This is a genomic window from Burkholderia sp. RF4-BP95, assembly GCF_001521985.1.
GTDB classification, from domain to species: Bacteria; Pseudomonadota; Gammaproteobacteria; order Burkholderiales; family Burkholderiaceae; genus Burkholderia; species Burkholderia diffusa.
On sequence record NZ_LOSX01000073.1, the window covers coordinates 15,867 to 37,361 of the forward strand.

Annotated in this window: 16 protein-coding genes; 13 read left to right on the forward strand and 3 right to left on the reverse strand. The window is 66.3% G+C overall.

Features of this window, described 5'->3' with window-relative positions; all coding sequences use genetic code 11:
- Positions 1-212: 212 nt before the first annotated feature.
- Positions 213-1,409: a formaldehyde dehydrogenase, glutathione-independent gene (gene fdhA, locus WS46_RS24450; RefSeq protein WP_044844368.1), complete on the forward strand. Its 1,197-nt coding sequence runs from the start codon at positions 213-215 to the stop codon at positions 1,407-1,409.
- Between the two features lie 93 nt (positions 1,410-1,502).
- On the opposite strand, the gene WS46_RS24455 is transcribed toward fdhA, so the two are convergent.
- Together WS46_RS24455 and WS46_RS24460 are read right to left on the reverse strand one after the other, a co-directional pair.
- Positions 1,503-2,357: a hypothetical protein gene (locus WS46_RS24455; protein ID WP_059692025.1), complete on the reverse strand. Its 855-nt coding sequence runs from the start codon at positions 2,355-2,357 to the stop codon at positions 1,503-1,505.
- A gap of 8 nt (positions 2,358-2,365) precedes the next feature.
- Positions 2,366-3,787, reverse strand: a complete 1,422-nt coding sequence (locus tag WS46_RS24460; RefSeq protein WP_059692026.1) for a PLP-dependent aminotransferase family protein — start codon at positions 3,785-3,787, stop codon at positions 2,366-2,368.
- 296 nt (positions 3,788-4,083) lie between these two features.
- Here WS46_RS24460 and WS46_RS24465 point away from each other — a divergent pair, with 296 nt between their 5' ends.
- Positions 4,084-5,496, forward strand: a complete 1,413-nt coding sequence (locus WS46_RS24465) for a discoidin domain-containing protein (protein ID WP_059692027.1) — start codon at positions 4,084-4,086, stop codon at positions 5,494-5,496.
- A 55-nt stretch (positions 5,497-5,551) separates the two neighbouring features.
- On the opposite strand, the gene WS46_RS24470 is transcribed toward WS46_RS24465, so the two are convergent.
- On the reverse strand, positions 5,552-6,577 hold the full coding sequence (locus tag WS46_RS24470) for a GlxA family transcriptional regulator (RefSeq protein ID WP_059692028.1): 1,026 nt from the start codon (positions 6,575-6,577) through the stop codon (positions 5,552-5,554).
- 448 nt (positions 6,578-7,025) lie between these two features.
- Here WS46_RS24470 and WS46_RS24475 point away from each other — a divergent pair, with 448 nt between their 5' ends.
- From WS46_RS24475 to WS46_RS24525, 11 genes are all read left to right on the forward strand, one after another.
- Positions 7,026-8,300, forward strand: a complete 1,275-nt coding sequence (locus tag WS46_RS24475) for a serine hydroxymethyltransferase (protein ID WP_059692029.1) — start codon at positions 7,026-7,028, stop codon at positions 8,298-8,300.
- Positions 8,301-8,333: 33 nt separating this feature from the next.
- Positions 8,334-9,305 carry a dipeptidase gene (locus tag WS46_RS24480; RefSeq protein ID WP_044844362.1) on the forward strand — a complete coding sequence of 324 codons (972 nt, stop codon included), beginning with the start codon at positions 8,334-8,336 and terminating at the stop codon, positions 9,303-9,305.
- 139 nt (positions 9,306-9,444) lie between these two features.
- Complete coding sequence (locus WS46_RS24485) at positions 9,445-9,978, forward strand: DUF5943 domain-containing protein (protein WP_006488993.1); 534 nt, start codon at positions 9,445-9,447, stop codon at positions 9,976-9,978.
- A 74-nt stretch (positions 9,979-10,052) separates the two neighbouring features.
- Positions 10,053-12,116, forward strand: coding sequence for an NADH:flavin oxidoreductase (locus WS46_RS24490; RefSeq protein ID WP_059534183.1), 2,064 nt, complete (start codon positions 10,053-10,055; stop codon positions 12,114-12,116).
- A gap of 2 nt (positions 12,117-12,118) precedes the next feature.
- Entirely contained in the window at positions 12,119-14,044 is a 1,926-nt protein-coding gene (locus tag WS46_RS24495) for a (Fe-S)-binding protein (protein ID WP_059534184.1), read from the forward strand.
- A 4-nt stretch (positions 14,045-14,048) separates the two neighbouring features.
- On the forward strand, positions 14,049-15,218 hold the full coding sequence (locus tag WS46_RS24500; protein WP_059692030.1) for an electron transfer flavoprotein subunit alpha/FixB family protein: 1,170 nt from the start codon (positions 14,049-14,051) through the stop codon (positions 15,216-15,218).
- The gene (locus WS46_RS24505) at positions 15,215-16,000 is read left to right on the forward strand and encodes an electron transfer flavoprotein subunit beta/FixA family protein (protein ID WP_059692031.1); all 786 of its coding nucleotides are present in this window, start codon (positions 15,215-15,217) and stop codon (positions 15,998-16,000) included. Before WS46_RS24500 ends, WS46_RS24505 begins: the two co-directional genes overlap by 4 nt.
- 52 nt (positions 16,001-16,052) lie before the next feature.
- Entirely contained in the window at positions 16,053-17,294 is a 1,242-nt protein-coding gene (locus WS46_RS24510; protein WP_059534190.1) for an aromatic ring-hydroxylating dioxygenase subunit alpha, read from the forward strand.
- Positions 17,295-17,324: 30 nt separating this feature from the next.
- A complete protein-coding gene (locus WS46_RS24515; RefSeq protein ID WP_059692032.1) occupies positions 17,325-18,473 on the forward strand; it encodes a hybrid-cluster NAD(P)-dependent oxidoreductase in 1,149 nt (382 codons plus the stop codon).
- Between the two features lie 139 nt (positions 18,474-18,612).
- Positions 18,613-19,476 (forward strand): glycine betaine ABC transporter substrate-binding protein, encoded by an 864-nt coding sequence (locus WS46_RS24520; RefSeq protein ID WP_059692033.1) that lies wholly within the window; start codon positions 18,613-18,615, stop codon positions 19,474-19,476.
- A gap of 225 nt (positions 19,477-19,701) precedes the next feature.
- Positions 19,702-21,357, forward strand: coding sequence for an APC family permease (locus WS46_RS24525; protein WP_059692034.1), 1,656 nt, complete (start codon positions 19,702-19,704; stop codon positions 21,355-21,357).
- The last annotated feature ends 138 nt before the right edge of the window (positions 21,358-21,495 follow it).

Genomic DNA, 21,495 nt, shown 5'->3' on the forward strand with positions numbered 1-21,495 from the left:
CGCGTTCCGTGCCTTCCACGATCCCGCCCTCCGGCCGTTCTCCCTGACCCGACTTTCGCATTTCCGCCATCGATGTCGGCACCGTTCAAACGCATGTCGCGTTTGAGACATCGGGGCCCCCACCTCCGGGACTACTCTCGAACAGCACGTTGCGTAGCACCGCATCTGCCGGCGCACAGCAGCGCCATCCAACGAGACATGGAGACAATACGATGAGCAGCAATCGAGGTGTCGTCTATCTTGGGCCGGGCAAGGTCGAAGTTCAGAAGATCGATTATCCGAAGATGGTCGATCCGACCGGCCGCGCGATCGGCCACGGCGTGATCCTGAAAGTGGTGAGCACGAACATCTGCGGTTCCGACCAGCACATGGTGCGCGGCCGCACGACCGCGCCGATCGGCCTCGTGCTCGGTCACGAGATCACGGGCGAAGTGGTCGAGGTGGGCCGCGACGTCGAGACGCTGAAGATCGGCGATCTCGTGTCGGTGCCGTTCAACGTCGCATGCGGCCGCTGCGCGATGTGCAAGGACACGCATACGGGCGTATGCCTGAACGTGAACCCGTCGCGTGCCGGCGGTGCTTACGGCTACGTCGACATGGGCGGCTGGATCGGCGGCCAGGCCGAGTACGTGCTCGTGCCGTACGCGGACTTCAACCTGCTGAAATTCCCGGACCGCGACCAGGCGATGGCGAAGATCCGCGACCTGACCTGCCTGTCCGACATTCTGCCGACCGGTTATCACGGCGCGGTGAGCGCGGGCGTGAAGCCGGGCTCGACGGTCTACATCGCGGGCGCGGGCCCGGTCGGCATGGCGGCGGCCGCGTCGGCGCGCCTGCTCGGCGCGGCGGTAACGATCGTCGGCGACATGAACGCGGAACGCCTCGCGCACGCGCGCGCGATGGGCTTCGAGACGGTCGACCTGTCGAAGGACGCGTCGCTCGGCGAGCAGATCGAGCAGATTCTCGGCGTGCCGGAGATCGATTGCGCGGTCGACTGCGTCGGCTTCGAGGCGCACGGCCACGGTTCGTCGGGCCATTCCGAGGAAGCGCCCGCGACGGTGCTGAACTCGCTGATGGAAATCACGCGGCCGGCCGGCGCGATCGGCATCCCGGGCCTGTACGTGACGGACGATCCGGGCGCGAAGGACAAGGCCGCGCAGCACGGCAGCCTGAGCATCCGCTTCGGCCTCGGCTGGGCGAAGTCGCACTCGTTCTTCACGGGCCAGACGCCGGTGCTCAAGTACAACCGCAACCTGATGCAGGCAATCCTGTTCGACCGTCTGCCGATCGCGAAGATCGTCAACGTCGAGGTGATCTCGCTCGACCAGGCGCCGGAAGGCTACAAGAAGTTCGACGGCGGCGCGCCGCGCAAATTCGTGATCGATCCGCACGGCTTGCTGGCGGCCTGACGCACGAACGACACGCATGAAGCGGGCGGTACCGGAAACGGTGCCGCCCGTTTTTCGCTGTGGGCGTGGCTGCGGTCGCGATGCGCCGCGCGCTCAATGCCCGCGATAGACCATCGCCAATTCGGCTCCGCTCGCCATGGTTCGTCGACCATGACGCGTATGCACGCCCACGTGGCGTATCGCGTGCCCGCGTCGCGTTGCGGCGGCGTCGCCTTTCCAGTCGGCGACGCGAACGCCGCCGCCGCGCGCGCCGTTCGGTCCGTGAACCGACGGCGCGTGCCGCGCGAGCGTCGTCGTCGGGCGTCCTGCCGCGTGTCGGGGCGTGCCCGCGTTGCCGGGTTGGGCTGCCTTGCTCGATCGATCGGCGTCGGTGTCGACGTTGGCGTCGGCGAGCCGAGCGGTATCGACTGCCGCGCGCTCGGCCGGGTGAAATGCCTGGACCGGCGCGGCCGCGGGTGCGGGCGCGGGCCCGACCGGCAACGTCGGCGCATCGGCCGCATGCAGACTGGCGTAGGCCGTCACCGGGCGCGATGCGCCAGGTCCGCGACAGACGGGATCCGCCCGGCACGTCCGGTCGTACGTCACATAGCCGCCGACCAGCATCACGAGGGTCAGGATGCTCAGCAGCGGCGCGCTCGACGCGCTCGGCCGCTGGACCGCCGCGCCGCGCACCGCGGCCGCGACGCGCGACGACCACGTCGGGACGGGCTGCACCTCGTGCGGGGGCGTGGCCTGCGCGGCGGGCGCATCGTCGCTCGATTGATGATGCAGCGGCGCGAACGGCCAGCCTCCCAGTCCGCAGACGGGGCACTGCTCGATGGCGCGGAACGCCATGAAGCCGCACTGCCGGCAGCGCTGGCTGACGGCGGCGCGCGGCTCGGCACGCAGGTTCAGTGCGCCGCGCAGCGTGTCGCGCGTGCGGACTTTCCGGTTGGGCAGGACTTGCATGATCGTTGCTACCTCGTTTGCTGTTGCCGCCCCGCGAGCGTTCCGATGGTCTGCATCGCGTCTTCGACGGCAGGGGTCCACGGTCGGCCATAGTTCAGCCGGACGTAGCGGTGAAAGGCGCCCGTCATCGAAAAGATCGGCCCGGGCGCAAGGCTGACCCCGTTCTCCATCGCGTCGCCGAACAACTGCATCGCATCCACGTGCGGCGGCAATTCGATCCACAGGAAATATCCGCCGCGCGGGGCATATACCTCCGTGTCGGCCGGGAAATACGCGCGAACGGCCGCGAGCATCTGCGCCTGGTGCGCGGCCAGGTTGCGCCGGAGCCTGCGCAGGAAGCGGTCGTACGCGCCGTTGCGCAGGTAACTGGACACGGCCATCTGCGCAGGCACGTCGGCCGCGGGCGCGCTCGCGTTCTTCACCTGCCTGATCTGCTTCACGTAACGTCCGGCCGCGACCCACCCGACCCGGAACCCGGGGGCGAGGCACTTCGAGAACGAACCGCAATGCAGCACGAGCCCGTTGTCGTCGTACAGCTTCGCGGGACGCGTGGGCGTCGGGCCGAAATGTAGTTCTCCGAACACGTCGTCCTCGATCAGCGGCACCTGATGCGATGCGAGCAGTTCGATCAGCGCGCGCTTGCGCTCGTCGGGCAGCGTCGCGCCGGTCGGGTTGTGGAACGAGGTCATGAACCAGCACGCGCGCACCGGATGCGTGTCGAGTGCTTCGGCGAGTGAGTCGAGGTCGAGGCCGGTGCGTGGGTCCACCGGAATCTCGATGGCCTTCAGATGCAGCCGCTGCACGGCCTGCAGCACCGCGGGAAAGGCAGGGCGTTCGATCGCGACGATGTCGCCGGGGCGCGTGAGCGCCTGCAGGCTCAGCGTCAGCGCTTCCGCCGCGCCGGTCGTGATGACGATTTCTTCCATCGGCAACGACGCGCCGGCGTTCAGGTACCGCAACGCGATCTGGCGGCGCAGCGCTTCGTTGCCGGGCGGCAAGCCGGCCAGCAGTTTCGCGCGGTCCATGTTGCGGGCGGCCGTCGCCGCGTATCGCCATAGGCTGCTCATCGGAAACAGCGAATAGCTGGCGAATGCGGAACCCAGCGGCACGATGTCGTCGCGCTTGAGGGAGTCGATCAGCTGGAACAGCGCATCGTCGTCGCCGGTCTGCGTCGCGGCCGGTTTGCGCGGTGTGTCGTGACCCGCGCGCACGCGCCTGTCATCGAGGTTCGCAACGAAATAGCCGGAACGCGCGCGCGCGACGATCAGGCCCTCGCTTTCGAGCGCGTAGTACGCGCGAAACACGGTGGAAGGACTGACACGATAGGCGCGGCACGCCGAGCGCACGGTCGGGATGCGTGCACCTGCCGGCAAATCGCCGCGCCGGATCGAATCGGCAATCGTCTGCGCGAGCACCGCATATCGCTTCATGCCTGGCCTCCGGCCGACCACGGCCGTCGCTGAAAAAAGAGTAGCACGGCGTCCGCCGCGTTCAATCCCGCCCCCAATCGTTCATCCGCGAGTTCATCCGCAACTTGCTGATACGCACGTTTTCGACCGACTCTGATCCTTTTCTTCAGACCAGCGAACCGGCATTCTTCGCAAGCCTTATTCCCGACGCGTGATCGATATGGTGTTCACGCTCCCCGACGGCGGATCCGTCACGCCCGCGCGCCGTGTGCGGGACCGGGTCCGCACCGCCCTTACCTTACCCGGAAGCAACCAGCGTGAAATCGAAGTTCCTCGTCGCGGGCCTCGTGGCCGGCGTCGCACTCAACCTGTCTGGCGGCGCCGCCGAAGCGGCCTGCATCAACTATCCCCCGACTCAATCCAATGCGACGTTTCCCGCCGCACTGACCGGCAAGCTCGTCTATCACAGCTACGTGAAGTACGGCGACGGTACGAGCCAGCTGTTCCTGTACGACTTTTCGGCCCGCACGCTCACGCAGTTGAGCAAGAGCAGCTGGGGCATCACCGATCCGATGAACGGCGTGTTCAGCCCCGACGGCAAGTGGCTTGCATTCATGGGCATCAGCAATGGCGCCTGGAACGTGTTCATGCTGCAGCTCGGCGCCGGCACGCCGCCGGTCAACCTGACGAACAGCACGGGCGCGACGCGCAACGAGGATCCGAAGTTCAGCGCCGACGGCAGGACGCTCGTGTTCAAGCAGAACGGCGACGTGAAGCAGGGCACGCTGTCGTACACGAGCGCGGGCCCGGTGTTCACGTCGGTCGTGAGCCTGACCAACGCACCGTCCGGCGCCGAATATTCGATGCCGTTCCTCGCGCCGGACGCGAGCGCCGTCTACTACGCGACGGGCACCGGCTCGAACATGGGGCTGATGAAGCGCACGATCGCGACCGGCGCGACCGCCGTGTTCGATCAGCCGGCCGGGCTGCAGACGTATTACCCGATCGTGCGTGCGGACGGCATGGTGTTCTACGCGCGCTGGAAGGACACGGGCGGCGCCGACCAGATCTACGTAAAGACGGCGGACCCGGCGTCGACGCCGAACCAGTTGGCGCTCAACGACTGCATGAGCAACAACTCGGACCCGGCGCCGGTGAGCGGCACGAACTACGTGTTCTTCTCGTCGACGACGGCGGGTGGGTACCAACTCTACGTGGGCGACGTGACGACCGGCCAGCGCTGGAGCCTGTCGCAATTCGGCGTGAACGCGGACACGACCAAGGCGAAGCTCGGCTCGAGCTACTACAGTGGCCCGGCCGCCGCGCAGCCGACGCTGCTGTCGCAAGGTCGACCGGCTGCCGCGTCGGCGAGCTACAACGCATCGCTGACGGCGGACAAGGCGTTCGACGGCAACACGACGAGCACGCGCTGGGATTCGCCGGAAGGCGCGGGCGTCGATCCGCAATGGATCTCCGTCGATCTCGGCGCGGTGAAGAAGATCAGCAGCGTCGATCTCTACTGGGACGCGGGCGCGCTCGTCTACCAGATCCAGACGTCGACCGACAACGCGAACTGGACGACGGTCTACTCGACGAACAACGGCGTGTCGTACGGTCACGTCACGCTGCCGAACCTGAACGCGCAGGGCCGCTACGTGCGGATGCTCGGCACGAAGCGGGCGACGCAGTGGGGTTACTCGCTCGACGAAATGCAGGTGTGGGGATCGTAAGCACCAGCAAAAAGGCGGCCTTCGAGGCCGCCTTTTTTATCGCGCCGCGCCCGCGTCACGCATGAATCAGATGAGCCGGAAACGCCGGTGCGGTAGCCGCCGCGCCCTGCGCGAGCGGTGCGACCTGCTTGCGGCGCTCGCGCGTCGGCGCGACGCCGAACGCATCGCGATAGCTCTTGCTGAAGTGGCAGGCCGACTGGAAGCCGCACGCCATCGTGATGTGCATGATCGACATGTCGGTCTGCAGCAGCAACTCGCGCGCGCGGCGCAGCCGCAGCGTCAGGTAATAGTGCGTGGGCGTCATCCCGAGATGCTCGCGGAACAGACGCTGCAGCTGGCGCTGCGACATGTTCGCGAGTCGTGCGAGTTCCTCGCGCGACAGCGGCTCCTCGATGTTGTTCTCCATCAGCGAGATCACTTCGAACAGCGACTTGTTCGCCGAGCCGAGCCGCGCGACGAGCGGCATCCGCTGTTGCGCGCTCGTGTCGCGCACGTGTTCGACGATGAACTGCTCGGCGATCTGCGTGACGCGCGCGGTGCCCACGCGCGCGGCGATCAGGTTCAGCATCATGTCGAGTGGCGCGACGCCGCCCGTGCACGTGATGCGGTCGCGGTCGACCACGAACAGTTCCTTCAGGAAGCGCGTGTCCGGAAACTCTTCCTTCAGCGCCGACATGTTTTCCCAGTGGATCGCGCACGCATAGCCCGCGAGCAGCCCCGACTTCGCGAGCGCATAGGTGCCCGTGCACAGGCTGCCGAGCGGCAACCCCATGCGCGCGAAGCGGCGCAGCGTCGACAGATGGGCGGGCGTGGTCGCGCGTTGCACGTCGACACCGCCGCACACGAATACGATATCCGGCTGCCCCACGCATTCGGCCGGTCCCGTGTCGACCGTGAGGCCGTTGCTCGCCGTGACCGGGCCGCCGTCCGGGCTGATGATCGACCAGCGATAGAGCGGCTGGCCGCTCAGGTAGTTCGCCATCCGAAGCACCTCGATCGCATTGGTGAACGCGATCATCGTGAAGTCCGGTAAGGGCATGAACGCGAAGTGGGACAGCGACGCTGTGCGGTCGGGGGACATGGGGAGCGTTCCTTGAATCTCTAATAGCTTTTGGCCCGAGAGGCACGGATCGGGCTGCCGTATTGTGTGAGCGAGCGCAACAAGCGTGCCATACGGCTAAACCCTAGCTCCATACGTTGTATGGGCCCAAGGCGGATGCTGCACTGCACCGTAAGCGGGCTGCGCTGCACCTCGGCGCGCAGCGCAGGCACCGGCGAAGTGCCTGTCCATGGATGAACCACACGCGGCGGTTTGCCGGGTCATCTGAAAAAGCACGACCGGTCACTTGTACAAAACGGACGCGCATGGCGGAAAAGGCAAAGAACGCGTCTAAATTCATCAATCCGCCGAAAATCCGAACGACAAGAATAGAGCCGTCGGCAGCCTTGCACTGGATGCGCTGGAAACCCAGGTATGGCGGGCCTCGAGCTTCGGTTACACGCCCTTTATTCTTCGTCACGGACGCACTATGTCGAACACCCAGCCTTTCTTCTCGCAGCCCCTTGCCGAGCGCGACGCGCCGGTGCGCAGCGCCATCCTGAAGGAACTCGAGCGCCAGCAGTCGCAAGTCGAGCTGATCGCGTCGGAAAACATCGTGTCGCGCGCGGTGCTGGAGGCGCAGGGTTCGGTGCTGACCAACAAGTATGCGGAAGGCTACCCGGGCAAGCGTTACTACGGCGGCTGCGAATTCGCGGACGAGGTGGAGGCGCTGGCGATCGAGCGCGTGAAGCAGATCTTCAACGCCGGCTACGCGAACGTGCAGCCGCACTCGGGCGCGCAGGCGAATGGCTCGGTGATGCTCGCGCTGGCGAAGCCGGGCGACACGGTGCTCGGCATGTCGCTGGACGCCGGCGGCCACCTGACGCACGGCGCGAAGCCGGCGCTGTCGGGCAAGTGGTTCAACGCCGTGCAATACGGCGTGAACCGCGACACGATGCGGATCGACTACGACCAGGTTGAAGCGCTCGCGCACGAGCACAAGCCGAGCCTGATCATCGCCGGCTTCTCGGCGTACCCGCGCGCGCTGGACTTCGCGCGCTTCCGCGCGATCGCCGACAGCGTCGGCGCGAAGCTGATGGTCGACATGGCGCACATCGCGGGCGTGATCGCCGCCGGCCGCCATGCGAACCCGGTCGAGCACGCGCACGTCGTCACGTCGACCACGCACAAGACGCTGCGCGGCCCGCGCGGCGGTTTCGTGCTGACCAACGACGAAGAGATCGCGAAGAAGATCAACTCGGCCGTGTTCCCCGGCCTGCAAGGCGGCCCGCTGATGCACGTGATCGCCGGCAAGGCCGTCGCGTTCGGCGAAGTGCTGCACGCGGACTTCAAGACCTACATCGACAACGTGCTCGCGAACGCGCAGGCGCTCGGCGAAGTGCTGAAGGCGGGCGGCGTGGACCTCGTCACCGGCGGCACCGACAACCACCTGCTGCTGGTCGACCTGCGCCCGAAGGGCCTGAAGGGCGCGCCGGTCGAGCAGGCGCTGGAACGCGCGGGCATCACCTGCAACAAGAACGGCATTCCGTTCGATACCGAGAAGCCGACCGTCACGTCGGGCATCCGCCTCGGCACGCCGGCCGGCACGACGCGCGGCTTCGGCGTCGCGGAGTTCCGCGAGATCGGCCGCCTGATTCTCGAAGTGTTCGACGCGCTGCGCGCGAACCCGGAAGGCGACCACGCAACCGAACAGCGCGTGCGCCGCGAGATCTTCGCGTTGTGCGAGCGCTTCCCGATTTACTGATCGACACCGACAACACTGGAGCGAGAGACAGATATGAGCACGCTGCATCAGGACAGCATCATCATCGACGGACTGAACATCTCGAAGTTCGAGAAGCCGGTGTTCGAGGACATGCGAAAGGGCGGCATCACGGCCGCGAACTGCACGGTGTCGGTGTGGGAGAACTTCACCAAGACCGTCGACAACATCGGCGTGATGAAGCAGAAGATCCGCGAGAACGGCGAGCTGCTGACGCTCGTGCGCACGACCGACGACATCTTCCGCGCGAAGAAGGAAGGCAAGACCGGCATCATCCTCGGCTTCCAGAACGCACACGCGTTCGAGGACAACCTCGGCTACATCGAGGCGTTCGCCGACATGGGCGTGCGCGTCGTGCAGCTTTGCTACAACACGCAGAACCTGGTCGGCACGGGCTGCTACGAGCGCGACGGCGGCCTGTCGGACTTCGGCCGCGAAGTGATCACCGAGATGAACCGCGTCGGCATCATGGTCGACCTGTCGCATGTGGGCGGCAACACGTCGTCGGAAGCGATCGCGTTCTCGAAGAAGCCGGTGTGCTACTCGCACTGCCTGCCGTCGGGCCTGAAGGAACATCCGCGCAACAAGAGCGACGCGCAGCTGAAGGAAATCGCCGACGCCGGCGGCTTCGTCGGCGTGACGATGTTCGCGCCGTTCCTGAAGCGCGGTATCGAGGCGAACATCGACGACTACATCGAGGCGATCGACTACGTCGTGAACCTGATCGGCGAAGACGCGGTCGGCATCGGCACGGACTTCACGCAGGATTTCGCGAAGGAATTCTTCGACATGCTGACGCATGACAAGGGCCGCTATCGCCAGTTGACGAACTTCGGCAAGGTGATCAACCCGGACGGCATCCGCACGATCGGCGAATTCCCGAACCTGACCGCGGCGATGGAACGCCACGGCTGGAAGGAGTCGCGCATCCGCAAGATCATGGGCGAGAACTGGGTGCGCGTGTTCAAGGACGTGTGGGGCGCGTAAGCGTCCGCCGAACCGAACCGCCGCCCGCGATTCAACACAAGAACAATCGGGACGTGCCGGCGCCTGTCGCGCGGGCACGCGGACGATGTCGCGCCTGGACCCGAGCCGCGCGGCTTTTTTTCCTCACGGAGTCACCACGATGCAACCGCAACTGCCGATCAACGTCGATCCCGATACCGGCGTCTGGACCACCGACGCGCTGCCGATGCTGTACGTGCCGCGCCACTTCTTCACGAACAACCACGTCGCCGTCGAGGAAGCGCTCGGCGTCGAGGCGTATGCCGAGATCCTCTACAAGGCCGGCTACAAGTCCGCATACCACTGGTGCGACAAGGAAGCGAAGCTGCACGGGCTGACCGGCATGGCCGTGTTCGAGCACTACCTGAAGCGCCTGTCGCAACGCGGCTGGGGCCTGTTCTCGATCATCGAGGCCGATCCGGCCAGCGCGCGCGCGAAGATCGAGCTGCGCCACTCGTCGTTCGTGCTCCAGCAGCCGGGCAAGGAAGGCAAGCTCTGCTACATGTTCGCGGGCTGGTTCGCCGGCGCGATGGACTGGGTCAACGACACGACGCCGGAAGGCAAGGGCGCGCCGCGCGCGCAGTCGAAGGAAGTGCAGTGTGCGGCCGAGCACCACGACCACTGCGTCTTCGAAGTGTCGCCGATCGCGCACTGATGCGCTGACATCACGACACAGCAACACAACAACACCCGCAACACGAGACATTCGAACGCCAGAGGTCGCCTGCGATGCGTTATCCCCACCTGTTCAAACCCATGCAGCTGAACCAGCTGACGCTGCGCAACCGGATCGTCAGCACCGCGCACGCGGAGGTGTATGCCGAGCCGGGCGGCCTGCCGGGCGACCGCTACATCCGCTATTACGAAGAGAAGGCGAAGGGTGGCGTCGGCCTCGCGATCTGCGGCGGCTCGAGCCCCGTGTCGATCGACAGCCCGCAGGGCTGGTGGAAGTCGGTGAACCTGTCGAACGACAAGATCATCGACCCGCTCACGCGTCTCGCCGACACGATGCACAAGCACGGCGCGAAGATCATGATCCAGGCGACGCACATGGGCCGCCGCTCGTCGTTCCACGGCGAGCACTGGCCACATCTGATGTCGCCGTCGGGCGTGCGCGAGCCGGTGCACCGCGGTAACGCGAAGATCATCGAGATCGAGGAAATCCGCCGCATCATCGGCGACTTCGCGGCGGCCGCGAAGCGCGTGAAGGCAGCCGGCATGGACGGCATCGAAATCTCCGCCGCCCACCAGCACCTGATCGACCAGTTCTGGAGCAAGCGTTCGAACCATCGCACCGACGAATGGGGCGGCAGCCTCGAGAATCGTCTGCGCTTCGGCATCGAGGTGCTGACGGCCGTGCGCGAAGCGGTCGGCAAGGACTTCTGCGTCGGCCTGCGGATGTGCGGCGACGAATTCCACGAGGACGGTCTCGATCACGAGGCACTGAAGGAAATCGCGCAGGCGATGTCGGAGACGGGCCTGATCGACTACCTGAGCGTGGTCGGGTCGGGCGGCGACACGCACAACACGATCGCCAACTGCATGCCGCCGATGGCGCTGCCGCCGGAGCCGTTCGTGCACCTCGCGGCCGGCATCAAGTCGGTGGTGAAGATTCCCGTGATGCACGCGCAGAGCATTCGCGATGCGGGCCAGGCCGAGCGCCTGCTCGCGAACGGCATGATCGACCTGGTCGGCATGACGCGCGCGCAGATCGCCGATCCGCACATGGTGATCAAGATCCGCGACGGCCGGGAAGACGAAATCAAGCAGTGCGTCGGCGCGAACTACTGCATCGACCGCCAGTACAACGGCCTTGACGTGCTCTGCATCCAGAACGCCGCGACGTCGCGCGAAGCGACGATGCCGCACATCATCGAGAAGTCGCGCGGTCCGAAGCGCAAGGTGGTGGTGGTCGGCGCGGGCCCCGCGGGGCTCGAGGCCGCACGCGTCGCGAAGCTGCGCGGCCACGACGTGGTGCTGTTCGAGAAGAACACCGAAGTGGGCGGCCAGGTGATGATCGCCGCGAAGGCGCCGCAGCGCGAACAGATGTCGGGGATCATCCGCTGGTTCGACATGGAAACGAAGCGCCTGGGCGTTGATCGCCGCCTGGGCGTCGCCGCCGACGAGAAGATGATCATGGCCGAGAAGCCGGACATCGTCGTGCTCGCAACCGGCGGTTCGAGCTTCACGTGGCAGGTGCCGGCCTGGGGCGTGGCCGAAGGGCTGGCCGTCAGCTCGTGGGACATCCTGACCGGCAAGGTCGAGCCGAAGCAGAACGTGCTGCTGTTCGACGGCGTGAGCACCCATGCGGGCGCCGGCGTGGCCGACTTCATGGCGAGCCGCGGCTCGAAGGTCGAGGTCGTGACGCCCGACGTGAAGGTGGCCGACGATTGCGGCGGCACGACGTTCCCGATCTTCTATCGCCGCCTGTATGCGCTCGGCGTGATCCCGACGCCGAACACCATGCTCGATCGCGTGTACGAGGAAGACGGCAAGATGATCGCCGTGCTGCGCAACGAATACACCGAGGAACTGGAAGAGCGCGCGGTCGACCAGGTGGTGATCGAGAACGGTTCGTCGCCGAATGACGAGCTGTACTGGAAGCTCAAGCCGGAGTCCGTGAACCGCGGCCAGATCGATCCGCACACGCTGTTCGCGGCCGAGCCGCAGCCGTGCCTGTCGGAAGAACTGGGCAACGGCCGCTTCCTGCTGTTCCGTGTCGGCGACTGCATCTCGATGCACAACGTCCACGGTGCGATCTACGACTCGCTGCGTCTCGTCAAGGATTTCTAAAGATGAATCCGGCTTTCCTCATTACCGCACTGCTGTGGCTGTCGGTGGCGGGGCTCGCGTTCGCGGTCGCGAAGCGCTCGTCCTACTGGCGTCTCGGGCGCGCGACGGCGCCCGGCTCGTTCGGCGTCGCGAACCTGTTCGCGATTCCGAAGCGCTATTTCGTCGACCTGCACCACGTGGTTGCCCGCGATCCGTACATCGCGAAGACCCACGTCGCGACCGCCGGCGGCGCGATCGCCGCGCTCGCGCTGGTGTTCGTCAACTACGGCCTGGCGATCTACTCGCCGTGGCTCGACAAGCTGATCTTCCTCGCGGCGCTCGCGATGCTCGTCGGCGTGGTGTTCGTCTGGCGCCGCCGCGCGGCCAAGGACGTGCCGGCGCGCCTGTCGCGCGGCCCGTGGAACGCGCTGCCCTGGCTGCTCGGCTCGTTCGCGCTCGGCCTCGTGCTGTTCATGGTCGTGCCGACCGGCGCGATGTCGGGTGCGTTCGCGGTGCTCTGCGCGCTGCTGATCGGCGCCGGCGCATTCACGATGACCGTCGGCGCAGCGAAGGGCGGCCCGATGAAGCATGCGATCGCCGGCCTGCTGCACCTCGCATTCCACCCGCGCCAGGAGCGTTTCGCCGCCACCCGCGATTCGTTCACGGGTAACGGCACGGCCACGCCGCCGACCGCGCTGAAGCTGCCGGACATCGAGCACGAGGAGTATGGCGTCGCGAAGCCGGTCGAATTCCGCTGGAACCAGCTGCTGAGCTTCGATGCGTGCGTGCAGTGCGGCAAGTGCGAAGCCGCGTGCCCCGCGTTCGCGTCGGGCCAGCCGCTGAACCCGAAGAAACTGATCCAGGATCTCGTCGTCGGCATGGCGGGCGGCACCGACGCCGCGTACGCCGGCAGCCCGACGCCGGGCCTCGCGGTCGGCCAGCACCGCGGCGAGCCGAACGGCCCGATCGTGTCCGGCCTGATCGAGGAGCAGACGCTCTGGTCGTGCACGACCTGCCGTGCCTGCGTGCAGGAGTGCCCGATGCTGATCGAGCACGTCGACGCGATCGTCGACATGCGCCGCAACCGCACGCTGGTGCACGGCACGGTGCCGGGCAAGGGCCAGGAAGTGCTCGCGAACCTGCGCGAGACCGGCACGATGGGCGGCTACGACACGGCTGCGCGTTACGACTGGTCGGTCGACCTGAACGCACCCGTCGCACAACCCGGCAAGCCGGTCGACGTGCTGTTCGTCGCGGGTGAAGGCGCGTTCGACATGCGTTACCAGCGCACGCTGCGCGCATTCGTGAAGGTGCTGAACAAGGCGGGCGTCGACTACGCGGTGCTCGGCGGGACCGAGACCGACACCGGCGACGTCGCACGCCGCCTCGGCGACGAAGCGACGTTCCAGCAGATGGCGAAGCGCCTGATCGGCACGCTCGGCTCGCTGTCGTACAAGCAGATCGTGACGGCCGACCCGCACGTGATGCACAGCCTGCGCAACGAATACCGCGCGCTCGGGCTGCGCGTGACAGTCAAGCATCACACGACGTACCTCGCCGAGCTGGCCGACAGCGGCAAGATCGCGCCGAAGGCCGTCGACGCGCTGCGCGAGAAGCGCACCACGTATCACGACCCGTGCTACCTCGGCCGCTACAACGGCGAGACTGAATCGCCGCGCAAGCTGCTGAAGACGATCGGCATCCAGGTCGTCGAGATGGAGCGCAACGGCATGCGCGGCCGCTGCTGCGGCGGTGGCGGCGGTGCGCCGCTGACCGACATCCCGGGCAAGCAGCGTATTCCCGACATCCGCATCGCCGACGCGCGCGCCATCGGCGCGGACGTGGTCGCGGTCGGATGCCCGAACTGCACGGCGATGCTCGAAGGCGTCGTGGGCCCGCGCCCCGACGTGCTCGACGTGGCCGAACTCGTTGCCGCCTCGCTGGAGTGAATCGATGAACACGATCAAACGAATCGATCCGCGCCGGCCGTTCATCATCACGGCCGCGGGCCTGAAGCGCATCACGCTGGGCCAGGAAGGCAGCGCCGATGCGAGCGCCGCGCAGTGGTCCGCGCATGGTCACGGCGCCGCGGCCGCGAAGCCGCGCCGCACGGTGCAGGACCCGAAGCACGTGATGCTGGTGGTGGCGCACACCGAGCGCGGCGCGCTCGACGACCATGCACGGCAGGCGATCGCCGCCGCCGCGGTGCTCGCCGATGCGCAGACGGAAGTCGCGCTGCTGGCGTTCGGTGAACTAAAGGATGACGCAGCGGCGCTCGGCGTCGACAAGCTGATCGAGCTGGCCGACTTCGACCGTCGCGCCTTCGCGCCCGAAAGCGAATTGCAAGCATTGCAGGCCTGTGCCGCGGCGCTCGCGCCGAAGCACGTGTTCGTGCCCGACAACGCGACCGGCGACGGCGATCTCGGCCGGCGTTACGCGGCGGCCGCCGGCGCGAGCGTCGCGACCCACGTGGTCGAGATCGACGCGAAGCATGTCGGCGCGTATGCGCAGGCCGGTCGTGCGTTCGCGACGCGCGGCTTGCCCGACGTGATCCTGCTCGCGCAAAACGCGGTCGAAGCGAAACTGCCGTTCGTAGGCGCCGGCGAGCGCCTGGCCGCCGACTTCATCCGCCCGGCCCGCGACGCGGCGCAACCGTACCGCGATCTCGGCCTCGAGGAAATCGACGCGGCGCAAGTCGCGCTGGAGGAAGCCGACTTCATCGTGTCGGCCGGCAACGGCGTGTCCGACATCGGCGCGTTCGAGCGGCTCGCCGGCGCGTTCGGCGCGGCGATCGGCGCGAGCCGCGTCGCGGTCGACAACGGTCACTTCACGCGCGACAAGCAGGTGGGCGCGACCGGCAAGACGGTCGAGGCCAGCGTGTACATCGCGTTCGGCATCTCGGGCGCGGTGCAGCACTTGCAGGGGATCAAGGACTGCCGTCACGTGATCGCGGTCAACCTCGACGGCAGCGCGCCGATCGCGAAGCGCGCGAACCTGACGGTGGTGGGCGACGCGCAGGCGACGATCGCCGCGCTGATCGAACAGGTGCAGGCCGCACGCGCGTCGCGCGGACAATCGCCGACCGCGGTCGGCGCCCGTGAATCCGAAGGAGTCGCAGCATGAACGCCCCCCGCCAGTTGCAACGCATCGCGGTGCTCGTCTCCGTGGGCCGGCACCCGGTCAGCGGCACCGCGCGCTACAGCCGCAACGACGCGGCCGCGCTCGAGGTCGGCCGTCAGCTCGCGGAGCGGCATCGCGCGCAGCTCGACGTGCTCCATGCGGGAGACCCCGCGAATGAAGCGCTTGCTGAATACCTCGCGCTCGGTGCGCGGCAGGTCGAGGTGCTGGCCTGCCACGACGGCGACGATGCCGCGCATGCGCTCGCCGCGCGCGTCGAAGGCTACGACCTCGTGCTGACCGGCACCCGCGCCGAGGGCGCGTACGACACCGGGATGCTGCCGTATCGCGTCGCCGCGACGCTCGGCTATCCGCTCGTCGGGTCGGCCGTCGACGTGACGGTCGACGGCGGCCGCGCGGCGGTCCGGCAATTCTTGCCGAAAGGGTTGCGGCGGCGCGTCGACGCGGCGCTGCCCGCCGTCGTCGCGGTCCATCCGCTCGCCAACGTGGCGCCGCGCTACGCGTATGCGCGGCTGCGGGCCGGCGCGATCCGCCCGGCGCTGACGTCGACCAGCGCGGATGCCGATGCCGCCGCGTGGAAGGTCGGCCCGATCGAGCGTAAACCCGTAAAGCTGGTCGCCGCCGAGAAGCGCTCCGGGCATGCCCGGATGCTGTCGGCGACGACGACCGAAAGCCGCGGCGGCAACGTCGTAAATGAAGGGAGTTCAGTCGAAAAAGCACAAGTGATCCTCGCGTATTTGCGCGAGCATCAGCTCATCGACTACTGATTTTGATGCCTGTCGGCAACCACACTGGGACGCAAGGAATCCGGAGCAAACGATGAAAGTATCGGCAGACATTCGCGCACTGATCGAGCGACGCAAGGAAGGTTACAGCCTCGAGGCGCCGTTCTATACGAGCGAGGAAATCTTCGCCCTCGACATGGAGGCGATTTTCCGCCAGCACTGGATCCAGGTCGCGGTCGAACCGGACATTCCCGAGCCGGGCGACTACGTGACCGTGGAACTGGGCAGCGACTCGATCCTGATCGTGCGCGACGACGACATGGAAATCCGCGCGTTCCACAACGTGTGCCGTCACCGCGGCGCGCGTCTGTGCAACGAGGACAAGGGCTCGGTCGGCAACATCGTGTGCCCGTACCACAGCTGGACCTACAACCTGACGGGTCAGCTGATGTTCGCCGAGCACATGGGCGAGAAGTTCGACCGCTGCAAGCACAGCCTGAAGTCGGTGCACGTGCAGAACCTCGCGGGCCTGATCTTCATCTGCCTCGCCGAGGAGCCGCCGGTCGATTTCGCGCAGCTGCGCGCCCAGATGGAGCCGTATCTGCTGCCGCACGATCTGCCGAGCACGAAGATCGCCGCACAGATCGACATCATCGAGGAAGGCAACTGGAAGCTCACGATGGAGAACAACCGCGAGTGCTATCACTGCGTCGCGAACCATCCCGAGCTGACGATCTCGCTGTACGAATACGGCTTCGGCTACCAGCGCTCCGAAGCGAACGCCGAAGGCATGGACGCATTCGCGGAAACCTGCGTGCGCCGTGGCAAGGAGTGGGCCGAAATGGGCCTGCCGTCCGCCGAAATCGAAAAGCTGCTCGACGTGACGGGCTTCCGCACGCAGCGCCTGCCGCTCGACCGCCACGGCGAATCGCAGACGCTCGACGCGAAGGTCGCATCGAAGAAGCTGCTCGGCAAGTTCGACCAGGCCGACCTCGGCGGCCTGTCGTTCTGGACGCAACCGAACTCGTGGCACCACTTCATGAGCGATCACATCGTGACGTTCTCGGTGATTCCGCTGTCGGCCGGCAAGACGCTCGTGCGCACCAAGTGGCTCGTGCACAAGGATGCGAAGGAAGGCATCGACTACGACGTGAAGAACCTGACGGCCGTGTGGAACGCGACCAACGACCAGGATCGCGCGCTCGTCGAGTTCTCGCAGCGCGGCGCGACCAGCAGCGCGTACGAGCCGGGCCCGTATTCGCCGTACACGGAAGGTCTCGTCGAAAAATTCTCGGCCTGGTACATCGGCCGGCTCGCCGAAAAAACCGGCGCGTAGTAGTCAGCGGAACAGCAAGCGGAGTCACACATGATGCGAGATGCGGCCAATTTCGAGCCGGCGGACAGCCGGGTTACGCACCCGGCGTTCTGGAGCGCGCTCCCCGAGCGCTGGACGAGCGACGTCGAGGAAACGCTGGTGTGCTGCCACGTGCGGCAGGAAACCCACGACGTGAAGAGCTTCTTCTTCCGTTCGCCGCAGGGCCGTGCGTTCTCGTTCGAGCCCGGGCAGTTCATTACGCTCGAGCTCGACATCGACGGCGAGACGATCAACCGGTGTTACACGATCTCGTCGTCGCCGGCGCGGCCGCACACGATCTCGATCACGGTCAAGCGCGTGCCGGGCGGCAAGGTGTCGAACTGGCTGCACGACAACCTGCAGCCGGGCGCGGCGGTGCGCGTGCTCGGCCCGGCCGGCGAATTCACGTGCGCGCGGCATCCGGCGCGCAAGTATCTGTTCCTGTCGGCCGGCTCGGGCGTCACGCCGCTGATGTCGATGAGCCGCGCGCACCATGATCTCGCGGAGGATCGCGACATCCTGTTCGTGCACAGCGCACGCACGCCGGACGACATCATCTTTGCGCGCGAACTCGATCTGATCGCATCGAACCATACGAACTTCCGCACGTCGTTCGTCGTCGAGCGCGTCGGTGCACGCACCAACTGGCCGGGCGTCACGGGCTTCCTGACGCTGCCGCTGCTGAAGCTGATCGCACCGGATTTCATGGAGCGCGAGATCTTCACGTGCGGCCCCGCGCCGTACATGAAGGCCGTGCGCGACCTGCTCGACGAAGCCGGCTTCGATCGCAAGCAGTATCACGAGGAAAGCTTCTCGTTCGAAACGCTCGCGCAGACCGCGAGCGACGACGTGCTCGCCGAACTCGTACCGGCCGCCGACGGCGCGGACGCCGAGACGAAGCAATACACGGTCAGCTTCGCGAAGAGCAACCGCGAGATTTCGTGCGGCTCGGAGCAGCACGTGCTCGACGCGGCGCGCCAGTCGGGCGTGCGGCTGCCGGCGTCGTGCACGCAGGGCATGTGCGGCACCTGCAAGGTGAAGCTCGTGTCGGGGCAGGTCGAGATGAAGCACAACGGCGGCATCCGCCAGCGCGAGATCGATCAGGGGATGGTGCTGCTGTGCTGCAGCAAGCCGCTGTCGGATCTGGTGATCGACAAGTAGTCAAAACAAGCCATCGCTCGTCCGGCCGCGACGCGTCGCGTCCGGACAAGCATCCGTCGGAAAACAACGATACCGCGGAATTGTGGTTGAAGAACCTAGAGAGACAACGCGCACGGTGCGCATTTCAAGGAGATCGACCATGAAGTTGTTCGGCAAACTGTTGTGGACCGGCGCACTGTCGGCGATGGTGGCACTGAGCGCGTCGGCGCTCGCCGATACGAAGCCCACGCTGAAGATCGGCTACGTCGAAGGCTGGGACGACAGCGTCGCGACGTCGAACGTCGCGGCCCGCGTGATCGAGAAGAAGCTCGGCTACCAGGTCCAGCTCGTACCGGTCGCTGCCGGGATCATGTGGCAGGGCGTGGCGCGCGGCGATCTCGACGCGACGCTGTCCGCGTGGCTGCCCGTCACGCACGGTTCCTACTGGGGCGAATACAAGGCGAAGGTCGTCGATCTCGGCGCGAATTTCCCCGACGCGAAGATCGGCCTGATCGTCCCCGACTACGTGAAGGCGAAGAGCATTGACGACCTGAATGCCGAGAAAAGCAGCTTCGGCGGCCGGATCGTCGGCATCGACGCGGGCGCGGGCGTGATGCGCAAGACCGACGAAGCGATCAAGAGCTACGGCCTGAACTACACGCTGATGCCGAGCTCGGGCAGCGCGATGACGGCCGAGCTGTCGCGCTCCGTCGGCGCGAACAAGCCGGTGATCGTGACCGGCTGGGCGCCGCACTGGATGTTCGCGAAGTGGAAGCTGCGCTTCCTCGAGGATCCGAAGAAGGTGTTCGGCGGCGCGGAGCACGTCGACAGCGTCGTGAACCCGCAGCTCGAAACGAAGGCCAAGCCGGTCGTCGCGTTCCTGAAGAAGTTCCAGTGGAAGCCGGGCGAGATCGACAGCGTGATGCTCGCGATCCAGAACGGCTCGAAGCCGGAAGCGGCCGCCGATGCATGGATCGCGGCGCATGCGGACCGCGTGAATTCGTGGACTGAAGGCGCGCAGTAACACCGCGGCGACTCGTCGCGCGCAATCATAAAACAACACGCCGGGAATGACTCGCAGGAATCCGAAATAATCGTGAGTTCATGCGGCCATATCCCGGTTTTCTTTTTCCGATTCTGCAAAAATGCGCGCAAGTTGTTACACTAGCGCCCTCGTGCGGAGTCATCTGCTTTGTATCGGACGAGAGTAAGCGCTGAAGCGCTCACTCTGATCGAGAGGAGGAATTGGATGAGTCAGGCAGGACTGCGTGCTAATCGCACCAGTGATGTTGAGGCAGACATCTCACATGATTCGACGGGCCACACGCTGCATCGTGGCCTGACTTGGAAAGACGCATTCTGGGTGACGAGCGGTGTGCCGGCAGGCGTGCTGTTCACGATCGGCGGCGTATGCGCGACGATCGGCCAGCCCGCGTGGGCGATCTGGATCGCCGCGATCACGATGGGGCTGATTCAAAGCGCGACTTATGCGGAAATATCGGGGCTATTTCCTCATAAATCGGGCGGCGCGTCGGTGTATGGCGCGATCGGCTGGGTCCGATACAGCAAGCTGATTGCCCCGGTTTCCGTGTGGTGCAACTGGCTCGCGTGGTCGCCGATGCTCGCGCTCGGCTGCGGCCTCGCGGCGAGCTATGCGCTGACGAGTCTCTTTCCCGCCGATGCGGCGGTGCTGCACTGGCAGTTCAAGGTTGCGGATCTCGGCTTCATCAAGCCGGGGCTTTCGCTGCGAATCAACGCGACATTCATCATCGCGACGATTCTGCTTCTCATCACGTTCAAACTGCAGCACAGCGGCGTGTCGAAGGCGGCACGCACGCAGCGCATTCTCGGCATCGCGTCGCTCACGCCGCTCCTGATCGTCGGCATCGTGCCGTTCGTCACCGGCGACGTGCCGATGTCGAACCTGCTCCCGCTGCTGCCGCTCGGTCACGATGCTCAAGGCAACTTCACGACCGCGACCTTCGGTTCGTGGAACGGGCAGGGCGTCACGATGGCGCTCGGCGCGATGTTCATGGCCGGCTGGGCGTCGTACGGCTTCGAGACGGCCGTCTGCTATACGCGTGAATTCCGCGATCCGCGTCGCGACACCGCGAAGGCGATCTTCTGGTCGGGCGCGCTGTGTCTCGTCGTGATGACGCTCGTGCCGATGGCGTTCCAGGGCGCGCTCGGCACGCAGGCGATGCTCGATCCGTCGATCGGCGACGGCACCGGCGTCGCGGCCGCGATGGCGAAGATCGTCGGCGGCGGCGCATGGGTCGCGAATGCGGTCGTCGTGATGCTGATGCTATCGATCCTGCTGATCGTGATGACGTCGATGATGGGCTCGTCGCGCACGTTGTACCAGGCATCGGTCGACGGCTGGCTGCCGAAGTACCTGTCGCACGTGAACGAGCACGGCTCGCCCACGCGCGCGATGTGGACCGATCTCGGCTTCAACCTCGTGTTGCTGATGATGTCGGATTACATGACGGTGCTGTCGATCTCGAACGTCTGCTACATGCTGTTCGTATTCCTGAACCTTCAGTCGGGCTGGATCCACCGGATGGATCGCGGCGACTGGGATCGGCCATTCCGCTGCCCGACCTGGCTGCTCGTCGCCGGCTCGATCTGCGGCTACGCGAACCTCGTCTATGTCGGCGCGGGCGCGAACCTGCAGGGCGAAGGCACGCTGCGCAACGGGCTGATCGCAATGCTGCTGATCGTGCCGGTGTTTCTCTATCGCCACTATTGGCAGGATCGCGGCCGTTTCCCCGCGCAGATGCAGCGCGACATGGAGCTCGAGGTGCCGAAGCGCGCGATGTGGCTGAACCTGATGCCGTATGCGGCGCTGATCGGCGCGGCGCTCACGATCTGGCTGTCGTACTACTTCGCGTGGGTGAAGTAAGCCCCTGATTGCGGCACGCACTTCGCGCGACGAACCCGGGCACCGCACCCGGGGCCGTCGCGCGAAGCATCGAACGCCAGGCGATAAAAAACCCGACCGGCTGCTGCCGGTCGGGTTTTTTGTTGGCGGCTCGCCGAA